The sequence below is a fragment of the Vibrio sp. KUL78 genome (assembly GCF_059725505.1).
Genome location: NZ_AP045837.1, coordinates 3,135,875 through 3,153,635, shown reverse-complemented (window position 1 = coordinate 3,153,635; position 17,761 = coordinate 3,135,875). Strand labels below are relative to the sequence as shown.

At 47.0% G+C, this 17,761-nt stretch carries 17 protein-coding genes and 1 other RNA gene; 7 read left to right on the top strand and 11 right to left on the bottom strand.

From position 1 onward, the window contains the following. Positions 1–53: 53 nt before the first annotated feature. The 4 genes from AC6I8Y_RS14630 to metK form a co-directional block, all read right to left on the bottom strand. Positions 54–761, bottom strand: coding sequence for an endonuclease (locus tag AC6I8Y_RS14630; protein ID WP_498021524.1), 708 nt, complete (start codon positions 759–761; stop codon positions 54–56). 69 nt (positions 762–830) lie between these two features. Beyond that, the gene (locus AC6I8Y_RS14625) at positions 831–1,340 is read right to left on the bottom strand and encodes a SprT family zinc-dependent metalloprotease (RefSeq protein WP_394150902.1); all 510 of its coding nucleotides are present in this window, start codon (positions 1,338–1,340) and stop codon (positions 831–833) included. Between the two features lie 72 nt (positions 1,341–1,412). Next, a complete protein-coding gene (locus tag AC6I8Y_RS14620) occupies positions 1,413–2,207 on the bottom strand; it encodes a DUF2189 domain-containing protein (RefSeq protein ID WP_252012608.1) in 795 nt (264 codons plus the stop codon). Positions 2,208–2,587: 380 nt separating this feature from the next. After that, positions 2,588–3,739: a methionine adenosyltransferase gene (metK, locus tag AC6I8Y_RS14615; protein ID WP_234495121.1), complete on the bottom strand. Its 1,152-nt coding sequence runs from the start codon at positions 3,737–3,739 to the stop codon at positions 2,588–2,590. 310 nt (positions 3,740–4,049) lie between these two features. Between metK and tkt the strand changes: the two genes are divergently transcribed. The 5 genes from tkt (at position 4,050) to mscS (ending at position 10,903) form a co-directional block, all read left to right on the top strand. Continuing rightward, the gene (gene tkt / locus AC6I8Y_RS14610; RefSeq protein WP_042473261.1) at positions 4,050–6,062 is read left to right on the top strand and encodes a transketolase; all 2,013 of its coding nucleotides are present in this window, start codon (positions 4,050–4,052) and stop codon (positions 6,060–6,062) included. 155 nt (positions 6,063–6,217) lie between these two features. Next, on the top strand, positions 6,218–7,243 hold the full coding sequence (gene epd / locus AC6I8Y_RS14605; RefSeq protein ID WP_252012605.1) for an erythrose-4-phosphate dehydrogenase: 1,026 nt from the start codon (positions 6,218–6,220) through the stop codon (positions 7,241–7,243). Positions 7,244–7,395: 152 nt separating this feature from the next. Then, on the top strand, positions 7,396–8,559 hold the full coding sequence (locus AC6I8Y_RS14600; protein ID WP_112478570.1) for a phosphoglycerate kinase: 1,164 nt from the start codon (positions 7,396–7,398) through the stop codon (positions 8,557–8,559). A gap of 138 nt (positions 8,560–8,697) precedes the next feature. Beyond that, positions 8,698–9,774, top strand: a complete 1,077-nt coding sequence (gene fbaA, locus AC6I8Y_RS14595) for a class II fructose-bisphosphate aldolase (RefSeq protein ID WP_042473266.1) — start codon at positions 8,698–8,700, stop codon at positions 9,772–9,774. A gap of 265 nt (positions 9,775–10,039) precedes the next feature. After that, positions 10,040–10,903, top strand: coding sequence for a small-conductance mechanosensitive channel MscS (gene mscS / locus AC6I8Y_RS14590; RefSeq protein WP_042473269.1), 864 nt, complete (start codon positions 10,040–10,042; stop codon positions 10,901–10,903). Between the two features lie 38 nt (positions 10,904–10,941). Here the strand turns inward: mscS and AC6I8Y_RS14585 are convergent, their stop codons facing one another. Next, positions 10,942–11,439 carry a YbaK/EbsC family protein gene (locus AC6I8Y_RS14585; protein WP_128649342.1) on the bottom strand — a complete coding sequence of 166 codons (498 nt, stop codon included), beginning with the start codon at positions 11,437–11,439 and terminating at the stop codon, positions 10,942–10,944. Positions 11,440–11,445: 6 nt separating this feature from the next. Next, positions 11,446–12,066 (bottom strand): LysE/ArgO family amino acid transporter, encoded by a 621-nt coding sequence (locus tag AC6I8Y_RS14580; RefSeq protein WP_498020422.1) that lies wholly within the window; start codon positions 12,064–12,066, stop codon positions 11,446–11,448. Between the two features lie 121 nt (positions 12,067–12,187). Here AC6I8Y_RS14580 and AC6I8Y_RS14575 point away from each other — a divergent pair, with 121 nt between their 5' ends. Both AC6I8Y_RS14575 and AC6I8Y_RS14570 read left to right on the top strand, forming a co-directional pair. Beyond that, positions 12,188–13,084 carry a LysR family transcriptional regulator ArgP gene (locus AC6I8Y_RS14575; RefSeq protein ID WP_234495124.1) on the top strand — a complete coding sequence of 299 codons (897 nt, stop codon included), beginning with the start codon at positions 12,188–12,190 and terminating at the stop codon, positions 13,082–13,084. A gap of 108 nt (positions 13,085–13,192) precedes the next feature. Beyond that, positions 13,193–13,888, top strand: coding sequence for an oxidative stress defense protein (locus AC6I8Y_RS14570; protein ID WP_498020421.1), 696 nt, complete (start codon positions 13,193–13,195; stop codon positions 13,886–13,888). Positions 13,889–14,125: 237 nt separating this feature from the next. Here AC6I8Y_RS14570 and serA read toward each other — a convergent pair whose 3' ends face one another. The 5 genes from serA to zapA all read right to left on the bottom strand — a co-directional run bounded on the left by serA (position 14,126) and on the right by zapA (position 17,528). After that, complete coding sequence (serA, locus tag AC6I8Y_RS14565; RefSeq protein ID WP_042473278.1) at positions 14,126–15,355, bottom strand: phosphoglycerate dehydrogenase; 1,230 nt, start codon at positions 15,353–15,355, stop codon at positions 14,126–14,128. A 292-nt stretch (positions 15,356–15,647) separates the two neighbouring features. Then, a complete protein-coding gene (gene rpiA / locus AC6I8Y_RS14560; protein ID WP_234495126.1) occupies positions 15,648–16,304 on the bottom strand; it encodes a ribose-5-phosphate isomerase RpiA in 657 nt (218 codons plus the stop codon). Positions 16,305–16,440: 136 nt separating this feature from the next. After that, positions 16,441–17,028: a 5-formyltetrahydrofolate cyclo-ligase gene (locus AC6I8Y_RS14555; protein ID WP_394150899.1), complete on the bottom strand. Its 588-nt coding sequence runs from the start codon at positions 17,026–17,028 to the stop codon at positions 16,441–16,443. A 3-nt stretch (positions 17,029–17,031) separates the two neighbouring features. Then, positions 17,032–17,215, bottom strand: a non-coding RNA gene (ssrS, locus tag AC6I8Y_RS14550) — 6S RNA. Position 17,216: 1 nt separating this feature from the next. Then, positions 17,217–17,528, bottom strand: a complete 312-nt coding sequence (gene zapA, locus AC6I8Y_RS14545) for a cell division protein ZapA (RefSeq protein ID WP_042473283.1) — start codon at positions 17,526–17,528, stop codon at positions 17,217–17,219. Positions 17,529–17,761 lie beyond the last annotated feature (233 nt).

Sequence of the window (17,761 nt, the reverse complement as noted above, 5' to 3'; positions counted from 1 at the left end):
TGAGGTATAAGATGGATGCCAGCCCTCGAAATTACAAGGGCTTGGCTAAGGAATTAGCCCTGATTTTTACACGCTTCGGAGACAAAAGGATTATCGTTGCCCTGAATGCGGCGGATACGCTCGTTTCGAGTGCACTCCCAGTTATCCACAGGGTAGCTTTTGTTCCAAGCTTTCATTAGCTTAGCTTGCTGCTTAGATAGCCTAAACCCGTACTCTTGACTCATGTAAAGGTAAGTTCGAGCAATAGACCCTCGCGCACGTTCAGGCGGCATCGCTTTGCGCTGCTTGAAGTTTACTTGCATTTCGCATTGGCCATAGCTGACACCATCGACCCCATTCCATTGTGAAAAGTTGTAGTTGGAGCGATCACCATTGACCTCGCCGATGGCTGGAGTGAGGTTGTGTAGATCGGCTTCCATCAGTTTGAATTGTTTGTCGTTGCGTGTGCAGTTCTTGCGCCCACCATCTTGCCAACATTGACGCTGGTGGCCAAACTGCCAGGCTGGTACCACGTGTTCCCACTCAATACGACTTGCGCGCTTTTCTTGTTTACGAACCTGGTAACCGCACGCAGAAAGGTCTGGTACGCCTTTCTTACCGTTCCATTGAATATCACAGCCACAATAGAAACTCACAGGATGGTCGGCATAGATCTTTACCGCTTCTTTCTTCGCTTTACTAAAGCTACTCGGTGGTGCACCAACTGCTGTGATTGGAACGGTGATAGCCATTAGGGCGATAGAAGTGAGAAAGCGGCGCATCATAGTAAGGTCTAAAAAAGGTTGAGATAACCTAGTGTAACTCGCAAAAAAGACCTTAGCTATCGATAGTTAGCTCAGTTGTTTGCCAGTGTACTCTATGGTTTGGCCGCACTTTCGACAACGGTAGTTGGCTTGCTGGCGCAGGACCTTATTGTGGCGTCGTATGGTCACAGCAAATGTGTCGCATTGGCAGCGGTACTCAAACGTGCGTCCCTGTACAGACTGGATATTGAGTGAGTGTGTGGTGTTTGGTGCAATATGGAATACTTGGTTCATGACCATCTGCCACTCTTTGCCATGCGGGCGCACGCGACCGAACAGCGCATAGGTAATTAAATGAGCGACTTCATGGGGAATGACTTCGTCGATAAACGCCTGTTGATTCTCGACAAAAAGCACTGGGTTTAAACGGACCTCCCAGGTCTGTAGGTACGCTTTACCTGCGGCTTTTCCGCGCAGCTTGTAGTTGAGAGCTGGGACGGGGAAGTCTCTTTCAAAGTAGTGACGTGCACGCTCAATACAACGAGACAGTGTTTTTAAAGCAAGATAGTGAAGCTGCTCTGATAATTCTGCATCCACGAAGTTCAATCCAAACAAAAAGCGCCCAAACAGGGCGCCATTCTACTTAGGATGTGATGTTATGCCAACGCATCAGACATGATGCTTCTTCTTGATGGTCTCATGGTAAGCGTGCCAAGTTCCGTACCCGAGGATCGGCATGGTCACAATCATTCCAATCCCGTAGGTGGCAAAACCAATTAAAATACCGCCGCAAATGATAAGAGCCCACACTATCATGGCCGGAATGTTGGATTTCACCGCGTTAAAACTGGTGAAGACCGCGGTCATGATATCGACTCGACGTTCCATCATAAGAGGGATCGAGAAGGCTGAAATGCTAAAGATAACCGCTGCGATAACCGCGCCAACAACACTGCCGGTAATCAAAAACGGCGCGAACTCAGTTAGGGGAGCGCCTTGCACTGATGGGTAGAGCGCATGTAACAGCGCAGCGATACGCATCCAAAATATCATCGCTACCGCGAGTAACACGGCAAACGCCCATTGTGATGTTGAGTTGCGACCAATGGCTTTCATGGAATGGAACAGGCTCGGTTTGTGCCCTTTTTCTCTCTCCCAAGCGGCATCATAAAGACCCAGCGCCAAGAAAGGCCCGATAAGCATATAAACCACTAGGCTTGGCATAATGACGAGGTGTGTACCTTGCCATTGCACCAATAGAACGATCGCGACCGCCGCTGCGGTAAAGCAGAGTCCGTAGAAAGCACTAATGATTGGCATACGTATGAGGTCATGCAAGCCGAGCGCGAGCCAGTGGAATGGGGCTGATACACTCAGTTGGTTGCACGGAATGGTTTTAGCGTAATCTTGATCCCTGACTTCATGTTTCTTCTGGAAGTCATCAGAATTTACAGTTCGAGGCATATGTCCTCCCTGATTGACAAACTGGCCTTCGTTTTATCAGGGCATGGCGCTAATAGTCGCGGTGTTAACACGAGCAGCGACTCTCGCCGCAGTTGACGTGTCCTTACCAGCTTACCGTTATTAGCGTCTTCCCCTCTTAAGTGCTCTATTTTGCATACGAACAAACCGAGCAAATTGGTCTATTCGCAAGGGCACTTTTGATTAACTATTGACCGTGTTACAGGAAAACACAATTTTCAAAAGGGTATTAAATCAAAGCCATTCGAGTTTAAGTTAACAACTTTGTAACAAAGTGTTTGAAAAGACAGGATTAAAAAAATAAAAAAGCCCTCAAAATAATTTGAGGGCTTTTTTGGAGTAAATACTCAGACTAAGAGTAATTACAGACCAGCGAAATCACGTAGGATTGCCGCTTTGTCTGTCGCTTCCCAAGGGAACTCTTCGCGACCGAAGTGACCGTATGCTGCAGTCTTCTTATAGATAGGTTGCAGTAGGTTTAGCATCTCTTGCAGGCCGTATGGACGTAGGTCGAAGTTTTGACGAACCGCCTCTACGATGATGTCGTGAGAAACTTTTTCAGTACCAAATGTCTCAACCATGATAGATGTTGGATCAGCAACACCGATTGCGTAAGACAGTTGGATCTCACAACGGTCAGCCATACCAGCCGCTACGATGTTCTTCGCTACATAACGTGCTGCGTATGCTGCAGAGCGGTCAACTTTTGATGGATCTTTACCAGAGAACGCACCGCCACCGTGACGAGCTGCGCCGCCGTAGGTATCAACGATGATCTTACGACCCGTTAGACCACAGTCACCCATAGGACCGCCGATTACGAAACGACCGGTTGGGTTGATGAAGAAGTTGGTTTCTTTGTTGATCCACTCAGACGGAAGTACTGGCTTGATGATCTCTTCCATTACTGCTTCACGCAGGTCAGGTGTTGAGATTGAATCACAGTGCTGAGTTGAAAGAACAACCGCATCGATACCAACGATCTTACCTTGGTCGTATTGGAACGTTACCTGAGACTTAGCGTCTGGACGTAGCCAAGGTAGAGTGCCGTTCTTACGTACTTCCGCTTGCTTTTGAACAAGACGGTGAGAGTAAGTAATAGGTGCTGGCATTAGGATGTCAGTTTCGTTGGTTGCGTAACCGAACATGATGCCTTGGTCGCCCGCGCCTTGCTCTTTAGGATCTTCTTTATCAACACCTTGGTTGATGTCTGGAGACTGCTTACCGATGGTGTTTAGAACGGCACAAGAGTCCGCGTCAAAACCCATGTCAGAGTGAACGTAGCCGATTTCGCGAACAGTTTCACGAGTTAGCTCTTCGATGTCTACCCATGCTGAAGTGGTGATCTCACCACCCACCATCACCATGCCAGTCTTAACGTAAGTTTCACAAGCAACACGTGCTTTTGGATCTTGTTCTAGGATTGCATCAAGAACCGCGTCAGAGATTTGGTCTGCGATTTTATCTGGATGGCCTTCTGATACTGACTCAGAAGTAAACAGGTGCTTAGCCATGAGAGCTCCAATTACTGTTTTTAAGCGAGTGTCGAATCACTCACTTGTAATAAATTCAATGATATATAGTAGGTGTATCTACATCTAGACGTCTATTCTAGTCATCAATGTTCGATTAGCAAGCGATTTTTGCTTTTAACATATAGCCAAACGTTTGCCTATTTTGCGCGTGGATCGCCACATTCCGGCGACATTATTCGGCGATAATGCCAAAAAATGACGGTAAATCGTTTGCAGAGACTATATGGCTTTGCGACAATAGCCGCCGCTGATTATTCAATCAGTCTATGAAAAACTTGGAATTCGCTTAATGCACTCAGGAGCAGACATGTCTTCTCGTAAACAACTCGCTAATGCAATCCGCGCGCTAAGCATGGATGGTGTTCAACAAGCTAACTCAGGTCACCCAGGTGCACCAATGGGTATGGCAGATATCGCTGAAGTTCTTTGGCGTTCTCACCTAAATCACAACCCGTCAAACCCAGAGTGGGCTGACCGCGACCGTTTCGTACTGTCAAACGGCCACGGCTCAATGCTGATTTACTCTCTGCTTCACCTAAGCGGTTACGAGCTATCAATTGACGATCTTAAAAACTTCCGTCAACTGCACTCAAAAACACCAGGTCACCCAGAGTACGGTTATGCACCAGGTATCGAGACGACGACTGGTCCTCTAGGTCAAGGCATCACTAACGCGGTTGGTATGGCGATTGCTGAGAAATCTCTTGCAGCGCAATTCAACAAAGAAGGTCACGATATCGTTGACCACTTCACTTATGTATTCATGGGTGATGGCTGTCTGATGGAAGGTATCTCTCACGAAGCGTGTTCACTAGCGGGTACCCTAGGTCTAGGCAAGCTGATTGCGTTCTGGGATGACAACGGCATCTCTATCGATGGTGAAGTGGAAGGTTGGTTCTCTGATGACACACCTAAGCGCTTCGAAGCTTACGGCTGGCACGTAATTCCTGCAGTAGACGGTCACGATGCTGACGCGATCAATGCAGCGATTGAAGCGGCAAAAGCGGATCCACGTCCAACACTTATCTGTACTAAAACCATCATCGGTTTTGGTTCACCAAACAAAGCGGGCTCTCACGACTGTCACGGTGCACCACTAGGTCACGACGAAATTGCAGCAGCACGTGAATTCCTAGGTTGGGAACACGGTCCATTCGAGATCCCTGCTGACATCAAAGCAGAGTGGGATGCAAACGAAGCGGGTAACGCAAAAGAAGCAGCTTGGAACGAGAAGCTAGCAGCTTATGAAGCGGCTTATCCAGAGCTTGCGGCTGAGTTTAAGCGTCGTGTGAACGGTGAGCTTCCAGCTCAGTGGGAACAAGAAGCAAGCAAGATCATTGCAGACCTTCAAGCGAACCCAGCAAACATTGCATCACGTAAAGCGTCGCAAAATGCACTAGAAGCGTTCGGTAAGATGCTTCCAGAATTCATGGGCGGCTCTGCTGACCTAGCGCCATCAAACCTAACCATGTGGTCTGGTTCTCAGTCGCTAACGGCTGACGATGCGTCTGGTAACTACATCCACTACGGTGTACGTGAATTCGGTATGACAGCGATCATCAACGGTATCGCTCTGCACGGTGGTTTCGTACCATACGGTGCAACCTTCCTAATGTTCATGGAATACGCTCGTAACGCAATGCGCATGGCAGCACTGATGAAAGTGCAAAACATCCAGGTTTACACTCACGACTCTATCGGTCTGGGTGAAGATGGCCCGACGCACCAACCGGTTGAGCAAATCGCATCACTGCGCGTGACGCCAAACATGAGCACATGGCGTCCATGTGACCAGGTTGAGTCTGCAGTGGCTTGGAAATACGCAATTGAGCGTAAAGACGGCCCTACATCGCTTATCTTCTCTCGTCAAAACCTAACACAGCAAGATCGTGACGCTGAGCAGCTAGCAAACGTTGCTAAAGGTGGTTACATCCTGAAAGATTGCGAAGGCACGCCTGAGCTAATCCTTATTGCGACAGGTTCTGAAGTTGAGCTAGCAACAAATGCTTACGCTGAGCTAACGGCTGAAGGTAAGAAAGTACGCGTAGTGTCTCTTCCTTCTACTGATGTATTTGACGCGCAAGATGAAGCATACCGTGAAGCAGTTCTTCCAGCGGCTGTGACTAAGCGTATTGCGGTTGAAGCAGGTATTGCGGATTACTGGTACAAGTATGTTGGCTTCGGTGGCAAGATCATCGGTATGACGACATTCGGTGAGTCTGCACCAGCAGGCGAGCTATTCAAGATGTTTGGCTTCACGACTGAAAACGTTGTGAACACGGCAAAAGAGCTGCTTGCATAAGCACCTTTCTTCTTGAAATGAAAAACCGAGCCTAGTGCTCGGTTTTTTTCTGGGTCGAGAAACGCATTGTCCCCAGCTAACAACTCTTGATGCGAAAGCAACCGTTATCGGTTACCATGCAAGCCTTTATCACGTGAACAAAAAGGCGTAATGCGATGCTAAGAGTGGCAATTAATGGCTTTGGACGCATTGGACGGAATGTACTCAGAGCGCTATACGAAAGCGAGAAGAACGACCAAATTAAAGTCGTCGCCGTTAACGAGTTGGCGCAACCTGAAGCGATGGCTCACCTGCTTCAATACGATACCAGTCATGGTCGTTTTGATAAGAAGGTGTCTCATGACCAAGAGCATTTGTACCTTACGCATAAAGATGGTCAGTTCGACACCATTCGTATTTTGCATCTTGAGGACATCAGCCTGTTACCGTGGAAAAACCTAGAGGTTGATATCGTATTAGATTGCACTGGTGTATTCGGTAGCCGCGCTGATGGCGAGAAACATATCGAAGCTGGTGCAAAGAAGGTGCTGTTTTCTCACCCAGGCAGCAATGATCTTGATAACACCATTATTTACGGTGTTAACCACCATACCCTGACCAAAGATCACACCATTGTCTCCAATGGTTCTTGTACCACGAACTGTATCGTGCCGGTTATTCAAGCGTTAGATGAAGCCTTTGGTATCGACTCTGGGACTATCACCAGCATTCACTCTTCGATGAATGATCAACAAGTTATCGACGCTTACCATGGTGATCTACGCCGTACACGCTCAGCCAGTTTATCCATCATTCCGGTGGATACGAAACTCCATAAGGGCATCGAACGCATCTTTCCGAAATTTTCTAACAAATTTGAAGCAATTTCTGTAAGAGTGCCAACAATTAACGTCACCGCTATGGATCTTAGTGTAACTATAAATACGAATGTGAAAGTTAATGACGTAAATCAAGTCATTATTAACGCTTCTCGGTGTACATTAGACGGCATTGTTGACTATACTGAAGCACCGCTGGTTTCCGTGGACTTTAACCACGACCCGCACAGCGCCATTGTTGATGGGACACAGACTCGAGTGAGTGACGGTCGTCTGGTCAAAATGCTGGTGTGGTGTGACAACGAGTGGGGCTTTGCTAACCGCATGTTAGACACCGCGTTAGCAATGCAAGCGTCTCAGTAGTATCAAGGGCGCTCTTGGGGAAAAATATTAATTTCGAAGGTTGAAATTAATATTCATGAGCCCAATATAAGTAAGCAGTTGATGAATTCTAAAACTTGGCAAGAAGCCGGGTTTCAAAAACTTTATTTATTTTTTAGTTGAGAGGACTAAACATGTCTGTAATCAAGATGACTGACCTGGATCTAGCAGGTAAACGCGTATTTATCCGTGCTGATCTGAACGTACCTGTAAAAGACGGTAAAGTAACATCTGACGCTCGTATCATTGCGTCTCTACCAACCATCAAGCACTGCCTAGAAGCTGGCGCTAAAGTTATGGTTACGTCTCACCTTGGTCGTCCTACTGAAGGCGAGTACGCAGAAGAATTCTCTCTACAACCTGTAGTTAACTACCTAAACGACGCACTAGATTGCGACGTTAAACTAGCAAAAGATTACCTAGACGGCCTTGAGCTTAACGCTGGTGAGCTAGTTGTTCTTGAAAACGTTCGCTTTAACAAAGGCGAAAAGAAGAACGAAGAAGAGCTATCTAAGAAATACGCTGCACTGTGTGACATCTTCGTAATGGATGCATTCGGTACTGCTCACCGTGCACAAGCTTCAACTCACGGTGTTGGCATGAACGCGCCTGTAGCGTGTGCTGGTCCTCTACTAGCTAACGAACTAGACGCACTAGGCAAAGCAATGGACAAGCCTGCTCGTCCAATGGTTGCTATCGTTGGTGGTTCTAAAGTATCGACTAAGCTAACGGTTCTTGAGTCTCTATCTAAAATCGCTGACCAACTTGTTGTTGGTGGTGGCATCGCGAACACGTTCATCGCTGCAGCGGGTCACAACGTAGGTAAGTCTCTTTACGAAGCAGACCTAGTAGACACAGCTAAGAAGCTAATGGACGAGTGTGCAATTCCAGTTGCGACTGACGTTGCATGTGCAAAAGCATTCGACGAGAACGCAGAAGCTGAAATCAAGCACGTATCTGAAGTTCAAGACGACGACATGATTTTCGACCTAGGTCCAGACTCAACAGCTGAACTAGCGAAAATCCTGAAAGATGCTAAAACTATCCTATGGAACGGCCCTGTTGGCGTATTCGAATTCAAGAACTTCGAAGCGGGTACAGAAGGCATTTCTAAAGCGATCGCTGAATCTGAAGGTTTCTCTGTAGCAGGTGGTGGTGACACGCTAGCAGCTATCGACAAGTTCGGTATCAAAGCTGACGTTTCTTACATCTCTACAGGTGGCGGTGCTTTCCTTGAGTTTGTTGAAGGTAAAGTACTACCAGCAGTAGCAATGCTTGAAGAGCGTGCTAAAGCATAATTATCTTTTTATAAAGCGGACTGATTGGTCCGCTTTTATCTATGCTGCAATGGCTGGTTAACTTTGATACAATGCCGCCCATTGTGAGCAAACGATTGCCAATTTTTATTTAAAACGACAGAAAATAGGACTTATTCCATGTCTAAGATCTTCGACTTCGTAAAACCAGGTGTTATCTCTGGCGATGACGTTCAGAAAGTATTTGAAGTTGCTAAAGAGAACAACTTCGCTCTTCCTGCAGTTAACGTAGTTAACACTGACTCTATCAACGGTGTTCTTGAAGCTGCAGCTAAAGTTAAAGCTCCAGTTGTAGTTCAGTTCTCTAACGGCGGTGCTGGCTTCTTCGCTGGTAAAGGCGTTAAGCTTGAAGGTCAAGGCGCGCAAATCCTAGGTGCAGTTGCTGGTGCGAAATACGTACACGCAGTAGCTGAGTCTTACGGTGTTCCAGTTATCCTTCACACTGACCACGCTGCTAAGAAACTTCTACCATGGATCGACGGTCTTCTAGATGCAGGTGAAGAGTTCTTCGCTCAAACTGGTAAGCCTCTATTCTCTTCTCACATGATCGACCTTTCTGAAGAGTCTCTAGAAGAGAACATCGAAATCTCTGCTAAGTACCTAGCTCGCATGGCGAAAATGGGTATGACTCTAGAGATCGAACTAGGTTGTACTGGTGGTGAAGAAGACGGCGTAGATAACTCTCACATGGACGCATCTGAGCTTTACACTTCTCCAGAAGACGTAGCATACGCATACGAGAAACTAAACGCTGTTAGCCCACGTTTCACTATCGCTGCTTCTTTCGGTAACGTACACGGTGTTTACAAGCCAGGTAACGTTGTTCTAACTCCAACTATCCTACGTGACTCTCAAGCATACTGTGCAGAGAAGTTCGGTATCGCACCTAACGCTCTAAACTTCGTATTCCACGGTGGTTCTGGTTCTACTGAAGCAGAAATCCAAGAGTCTATCGGCTACGGTGTTATCAAAATGAACATCGATACTGATACACAGTGGGCAACTTGGGATGGTATCCGTTCTTACGAAGCTGAGAACCACGATTACCTACAAGGTCAAATCGGTAACCCAACTGGTGAAGACGCGCCAAACAAGAAGTACTACGATCCACGCGTATGGCTACGTGCTGGTCAATCTTCAATGGTTGCTCGTCTAGAGAAAGCTTTCGCTGACCTAAACGCTATCGACGTACTATAAGATTAAATCGCATACGATTTAACTGATAGTAAGATGAAAAAAGTCGCTCTTTGGAGCGGCTTTTTTTGTGTCTGATGAAAATTGTGTGATTGATCTTAAAAAAACTGGCATTAACGCATATGTTTGCGTAACCTTTTGTTAAGTAATGTGTATTGGTATTGATTTTCTGAATGCATTGCTAATTACGGCGCGCCTTTGCTAATAGTACAGTGGTATTAGCTAAGACTCGCTTTGCCCAATTCGTTTTATATAAGAGGTACGCAATATGGCTGGTGAGTCAGTTGATATCGAAACTCCGCTCGTGGATAGCCTGTCGCATGCAGAAAAATGGCTAACTAATAACTCTGATCTTCTGATCCAGTACGGTGTAAACATCATCTCTGCACTGCTTATCCTATTTATCGGTAACATTATCGTTAAAGCGATAGCGGGCAGCGTAGCTAAGCTGCTGCACAAGAAGAAGATGGATAAAGCCGTCGTTGAGTTTATCCATGGGATTGTACGCTACACCTTATTTGTTATCGTACTCATTGCTGCATTAAGTCGCATCGGCGTACAAACCGCCTCAGTGGTAGCAGTTATCGGTGCTGCCGGTTTAGCTATCGGTCTTGCTCTGCAAGGCTCACTTTCTAACTTTGCAGCGGGTGTGCTTATTGTTGGTTTCCGTCCGTTTAAGTCAGGTGACTATGTAGAGATTGGCGGTGTAGCGGGTTCAGTGGATTCTATTCAGATTTTCCAAACTATCCTTACCACCCCAGACAACAAGATGGTTGTGGTTCCAAACGCATCGGTCATTGGCTCTCCAATCACCAACTATTCACGTCATGCGACTCGTCGTATCGACCACGTGATTGGTGTCTCTTACGGTGCGGATTTGAAGAAGACGCAAGAAGTGATTCGTAAGACGCTAGAAGCGGATGAGCGTATCCTTAAAGAGCCAGGCATTACCGTGGGTGTTGTTGCACTTGCGGACTCGTCAGTGAACTTTGTGGTTCGCCCTTGGGTTCGCACTGAGCAATACTGGGACGTTTACTTTGATACCCTACAAGCGATCAAAGAAGCTTTGGATGCCGAAGGTATCGAGATCCCATTCCCTCAGATGGATGTACACTTGAACAAAGTGGACTGATCGCTCAGGCTTTAACATCAGATGTAAAAAAGGAGAAGCTAGGCTTCTCCTTTTTCGATTTCAATGACTTGGTTTGGAACGCTATCTAACACCTGTTTGAGAGCATTGCCGTCAATACCGAATGTCCACTCAGGCTTACCTGGCGTATAAAGGATCTCTTCGGCATCAAATAAACGGCTATCGACAACGATGGCGATGTCATCGGGCAAGCCGATAGGGCAGACAGCTCCGGGAACACAGCCGATTTGTTCGATCATTTCTTCATTGCTACAGATAGAGGTACGTTTACCGAGCGCTTGTTTTAGCTGCGCTTTGTCTAGCCTTGAGTCTTTATCGGTTAGGAACAGAGCAAACCCGCCGCCTTTCTTTTTCAAAAACAGGCTCTTGCTATGCAGCCCAGTCCAGCCAAGCTCTTTCGCTATACGAACATCAGTTTCAAAATCCAGAATAGGCTCATGTTGCCACTTGGAAAAGGGGACGGAAAGCTGCTCCAAAAGCGCCACGTTAGCGAGGTAGATGGCTTCAGTTCTGTCCATCAAGACTTACTCCATTAATCCTTTTGTTAGTAACAGAGCAATAGTAAACATCATTGTCGCCACCGCCAAGTCGATACCCTTTTTAACTTTAGGTTTTGATAGCGTTGGGCCAAGTTTAGCTGCGCCCATCGACAGGGAATAGAACCAAACGAATGACGCGAGTACTGTACCAATAGCAAAAGCAATTCGGTCATTTCCTTCAAATTGACCACCAATGGAGCCAAGGATAACAACCGTATCTAGATAGAGGTGTGGGTTCAACACCGTTACCGCTAGGGCACCTAAAACCACCGTGCGTCTTCCGCGCGCCAAGACCTCGCCTGAGGACTCTTTTGCTGCGGGTGCTTTAAACGCGCTGCGCAGTGACAACAAACCATAACCGGTTAGAAAGGCGATACCACCTAAAGTAACAGCGGTAAGCAGCAGCTCATTTTGCGATAGAATCGCACCGCCACCAAAGATACCCAGTGAGATGAACGTCATGTCTAGCAGGCTGCATACCGTTGCTGTTGTCAGGTGGTGATTGCGTTTAATCCCCTGATTTAATACATAAGCGTTCTGAGCGCCAATTGGGATAATCATTGTTGCGCCCAATCCGAAACCTTGAAGAAGCACCCAAAAATTCACTTTAATTTCCTCACCACTGCATAAAAGAGAGCGAGAGAATAGCGATTCGATTATGATTAGGATAGTTAATAATATTAATGAGAAATAAGCTTAACTAATGGCTGTTTTGAGAGGTTAAAAGATGCGCGGATTAGACTACAAATGGATAGAGGCACTGGATGCCATTGTTGAGCAAAAAAGCTTCGATAAAGCGGCGGAACACCTATATATCTCTCAATCTGCCGTATCTCAGCGCGTGAAGCAACTGGAAAAATGGTTAGCGCAACCGGTATTGGTTCGCGAGCAACCACCGCGTCCAACCGCTGTAGGTAAAAAGCTGTTAGGTCTATATCGTCGAGTGCGCCTACTTGAGCAAGAATTGGTGCCTGAGCTTGCCGCGGATCTTGGCGATAAACCTTTATCTGTATCCTTGGCCACTAACGCAGATAGTCTCGCCACTTGGTTACTTCCAAGTCTGTTTCCTCTGCTCGAATCTAAGCGTGTCGAACTAGACCTTATTGTTGATGATGAAGGTCGAACCATAGAAAAGCTGAAAAATGGTGAAGTGGTGGGCGCTATCAGTCTCGAGCCACAATCAATCCCTGGCTGTGTAGCAGACTATTTGGGGCGTGTGGATTACCTTTGCGTGGCGAGCCCAAGCTTTATTAAGCGCTACTTTAGCCAAGGCGTGAATCGTGAAACCTTGATGAAAGCGCCAGCGGTCGCTTATGACCAACACGACAAGATGCATCAGAAGTTTGTTAACCAGCACTTCAATATCATGCGTGGCAACATACTCAAACATACGGTACGAAGCTCAGAGGCGTTTGTGAAGTTGGCTGTTGCTGGTGTCGCATACTGTCTGATCCCTAAGCTTCAAATTCAAGAAGAACTCGAGTCTGGCGCTTTGATTGAACTGACGCCGAATATCTTACTTTCCCACCAAATCTACTGGCATCACTGGCAGCTTGAGAGCGGGGTGCTGAGTGAGGTGTCAGATGCCATCATCGGTCACGCTAGACAATTTTTACCTCAGTAGTCTGGGGACGTGTTTGGTCAATGTTCTGTCAGCTTTTGGATGTTTGGGAACCTATAGTCTAAACCTATGCCTAATATTGAGTATGTGAAAATAAGACGAGGAGTCTTCATGAAACAGTCTTTAGTTGTTGGTAGTTTGGTGGTCAGTTTATTCGCGGCGCCAGTGTTTGCGAGTCAGCCTGAATTTGCCCATATTTCTACGACAGGCTACGGTGAGATCCAGGCCACACCAGATATGGCTGAGTTTTCCGTTCGAGTGGTGCAGTCACAGATGGATGCCGATCAAGCTAAGCAAGGCGTAGATGCCGTAGTCGATAAATTTCTTGATGGTTTAACCAAGAATGGTATCGATAAAGCGGACATCCAAAGCTCAAACTTGTATCTATCACCGCAGTATCACTACCCAGAAAAAGGTAAGCCAGAGCTGATTGGCTATCGCGCTTCACGCACGGTGACGGTTCAGGTGATGGACCTCGATAAGCTTAATAACTACTTAGATCTGGCTCTAGAATCTGGAATCAATCAAGTCGACAACATTCAACTGAAAGTGAAAGACGAAGGGCAGTATCAAGAAGCGGCTCGTATGGCGGCGATAAAAGATGCGCAAAGCAAAGCGTCTTCGTTGGCGAAAGGCTTTGAACAGCAGCTTGGTAATGTGTGGCGTATTGAGTACCGTCAGCAAATGAACCAACCGGTGGTGATGCGTGCGATGGCGATGGATAGTAAGGCGGAGTCGAATGCCTATCAGGATTCGGTGATTACGATTCGTGATCGGGTGGATGTGACTTATCGGATTGGTGAGTGATGGTTTTTGGAGTGCTTAGTGAGTTAGCTGTGTTTGCTAGAGGCTAAGGCGTCTACTTTAATTACTAACTTGTTGTAAGTTCAGCGCATTATCCCCCCTCTAGCTCCCCCTATATTAGGGGGAGAACCTAGGCTAGCTCCTGTCGTCGCATCGCCTTTTAGCAAAGCGGCGCGCAACGAGCATTGGCTCCTCCCCTTGCTAAGGGGAGGCTGGGAGGGGTAAAGCTCTTACTAACCATTAGTGAAGAATACGCGCTCGCAACGTCCCTTCAATCTGCTTCAACTTCGCCAACGCCTCTTCCGAACGCGCCGTCTCAACATCAATCACTACGTAACCGATATCCGCAGAAGTCTGCAGGTACTGACCCGCGATGTTAATACCTTCATCCGCAAATATGGTGTTGATTTGCGTTAGGATACCTGGGCGGTTTTGGTGAATGTGTAGCAGACGAGAACAGTCTGTGTGCTCAGGCAGTGATACTTCTGGGAAGTTCACGCTTGATAGCGTTGAACCGTTGTCTGAGTATTTCGCTAGCTTACCAGCAACTTCAACCCCAATGTTCTCTTGCGCTTCTTGCGTAGAACCACCAACGTGCGGTGTGAGGATCACGTTGTCAAACTTCATCAGTGGAGACTCAAACGGGTCCGCATTGGTTTTTGGCTCTTCTGGGAATACGTCAATCGCTGCACCTGCTAGGTGACCGCCTTCAAGGGCATCACAAAGAGCAGGGATATCAACCACAGTACCGCGTGCCGCGTTGATAAAGATTGAACCTGGCTTCATGCGTTCGAACTCTGCCGCACCCATCATGTTCTTAGTGCCAGCGGTTTCTGGAACGTGCAGTGAAATCACGTCACACTTATTCAGTAACTCAGTCATGGTGTGCACTTGAGTCGCATTACCAAGAGACAGTTTGTTCTCGATGTCGTAGAAGTAGACACGCATACCCAAGTTTTCCGCAATGATACCCAACTGAGTACCAATGTGACCGTAACCGATGATACCTAGGCGCTTACCACGAGCTTCATAAGAGTTGTCCGCACTTTTCTTCCAGATGCCACGGTGAGCGAGAGCATTCTTCTCTGGAATACCACGAAGTAGCAATAGGATTTGACCAAGTACTAGCTCAGCCACACTTCGCGTGTTTGAGAATGGTGCGTTGAAGACAGGCACACCGCGCTTGGCAGCGGCTTCAAGGTTAACTTGGTTAGTACCGATACAGAAACAGCCAATCGCCACCAGTTTCTCTGCCGCGTTGATCACCTTGTCGGTTAGGTTAGTACGGGAGCGAATACCGATAAAGTGCACGTCTTTCACTGCTTCCATTAGCTCTTCTTCTGGCAGAGAGCCTTTGTGGTAAGTGATGTTGGTGTAACCGGCAGCTTGTAGAACCTCTACAGAAGATGGATGCAAACCTTCCAGCAGAAGAATCTTAATCTTGTCTTTTTCCAGTGAAACTTTGGCCATTGAACTCATCCTTAACATGGGAAATTTGGGCTAAATTGGCGCACATTTGACAGTGAGAATATCAGGGAGGGAGCTTCCAACTGCTTGAGGCAAACGTTTTCCTTGTGCGTCTTGTGACCAATAAAGTAACAAAAAAGTTTAACGATGGGTAAGAAAATTACGGAATAAGGCATAATTTTCTTATAGGAAAACGAAAAAACGGCACCAAGGGTGCCGTTTGTAGTCAAATGACGTAATCACGTTCAATATATCGGCCAGTTATAAATCTGGCGACAACGTGAATGTGGGGTCATTAATCTTCGATTTTTGCGCCTTCTGGCGTACCTGTGATGATCACGTCGGCACCACGGTGTGCGAACAGACCCACAGTAACAACACCCGCTAGTGCGTTAATGCTGTCTTCCATCGCTTTTGGATCAGTAATTTGCATACCATGAACGTCTAGGATCACGTTGCCGTTATCCGTTACCACGCCTTCACGATATACAGGGTCACCACCAAGTTTTACTAGTTCACGAGCCACGTAAGAGCGCGCCATTGGGATGACTTCAACTGGAAGAGGGAACTTACCCAATACGTCTACAGCCTTAGTACCGTCAACAATACAAACGAACTTGTCTGAGATAGCTGCAACAATCTTCTCACGAGTTAGCGCCGCACCGCCGCCTTTGATCATGTCGCGAGTTGCGTTGATTTCATCAGCGCCATCGACATACACATCGAGCGCAGCCACATCGTTACAATCGAAAACTTCGATGCCAAGCGCTTCTAGCTTCTCAGTAGAAGCGATAGAGCTTGAAACAGCACCTTTGATGTCTTCTTTAATTGTGCCTAGTGCATCAATAAAGTGGTTAACAGTAGAGCCAGTGCCGACACCGACAATGCTGCCTTTTTCAACATACTTTAGTGCCGCCCAACCAGCAGCTTTCTTCATCTCGTCTTGAGTCATGGTGAAATCCCAGTTTTTAGATTTAAGGTGAAAATGCGGGCGAATTATATATCAAAATCATTAAAAAATGAGCGTAAAGTTGGCGAAATGAAGAAAATCGCCAAAAAACAGCAATCGTTTGCTCGGTGGAGGGGATTTACCAGCGCCAGATCTTGCTCGGTGTCATGATGGTACTAAGAGGAATGTCCCAGGACTCGGTAGGAAGCGCGCTTACCTGCTGACAGTCGTGCGCAAGTCCAATCGCGATAGGACCAGTTGACTTTGACTCCCAGGGTGCCAACGTTCGATCATAGTAACCCCCACCCATACCCAAGCGTTGACCCTGCTCGTCAAAGGCGACAAGTGGCGTAAAAATGATATCGAGGTCAGCGACAGGGCAAATCATTTGCTTATCAAGGCGCGGCTCGAGGATCTTATATTGGTTGTACACCAGAGGCGTTGTCGGTGCGTAACGCAGAAACAATAATTGGCCCTTGGAAAAAGGGTGAATCACGGGAAGGTAGGTGTCGATGCCTTGCTGCCAGCACCATTCAATCATTGGCTGGGCATCTAGCTCACCATCGGTGGCAAGATACAGGGCTATCTTTTTCGCTCGGCTAAGTTCTGGTAACTGCTTAGCACGCTCGACTAACTCATCAGAGTATCGGATTTGTTGGTCTGCACTGATGGCTTGGCGGCGACCTCGAATCAAGGTTCGAATTTGCTGCCTAGTCGATAATGACATTAGGAATACCCCAGAGTGCCGTTGAGGATTGTGGCCCTTGAACCAGCTGGTTCAAGGCGGATCAGCAATGATAACCGTAGGCTTCTCGGTACGGGCCGAGCTTGCTCAATAGCTATCAAGTACTAACCCTTTGGTATTGCTTATCGGCTCAGGGACTTAAATCCACTGACGCACACCCCAGGGTAAAATTAGGCTTGCTGTCCTTGCTTTACTTTGCTGATGGCATCATCAAGCGATGCCGCGAGCTGCTCCATGCGCTCGTTCATTTCAGTCACTTCTTGAAGTGACTCATTACTGCGGTTGTTAAGCTCATACGACATGTTAAGCGCCGCGATGGTAAGCAGTTTCAACTCGTTGGTTACTTTAGTCCTTTCGGACATTTCTTGCAATCGGTTATCCAAGTCTTTCGCTGCTTGAACAAGGGTATCTTTCTGATCTGCAGGACAATTTACCCGAGTCAGTTTACCCAAAATTTCAACTTCGACAGCTTGATTTTCCATAATGACAAGAACTCTTTTAAGTATCACCAATAGCGGTAATGTTGAGGGAGAAACTATAGGTAAAGCCACATTAAGATTCAAGCTTTTCCGGTGACTCAGTGCCAAATGCGTGGCTAATCACACACGAAATCGACAATTCGCACAAAAGCTATTCAGAAACGAGCGCGACACCATTTCCGCCAAGTGTGTGAAGTGGTAGCATGGCACATCAAATTTGAATCAAGGTAGTTTGT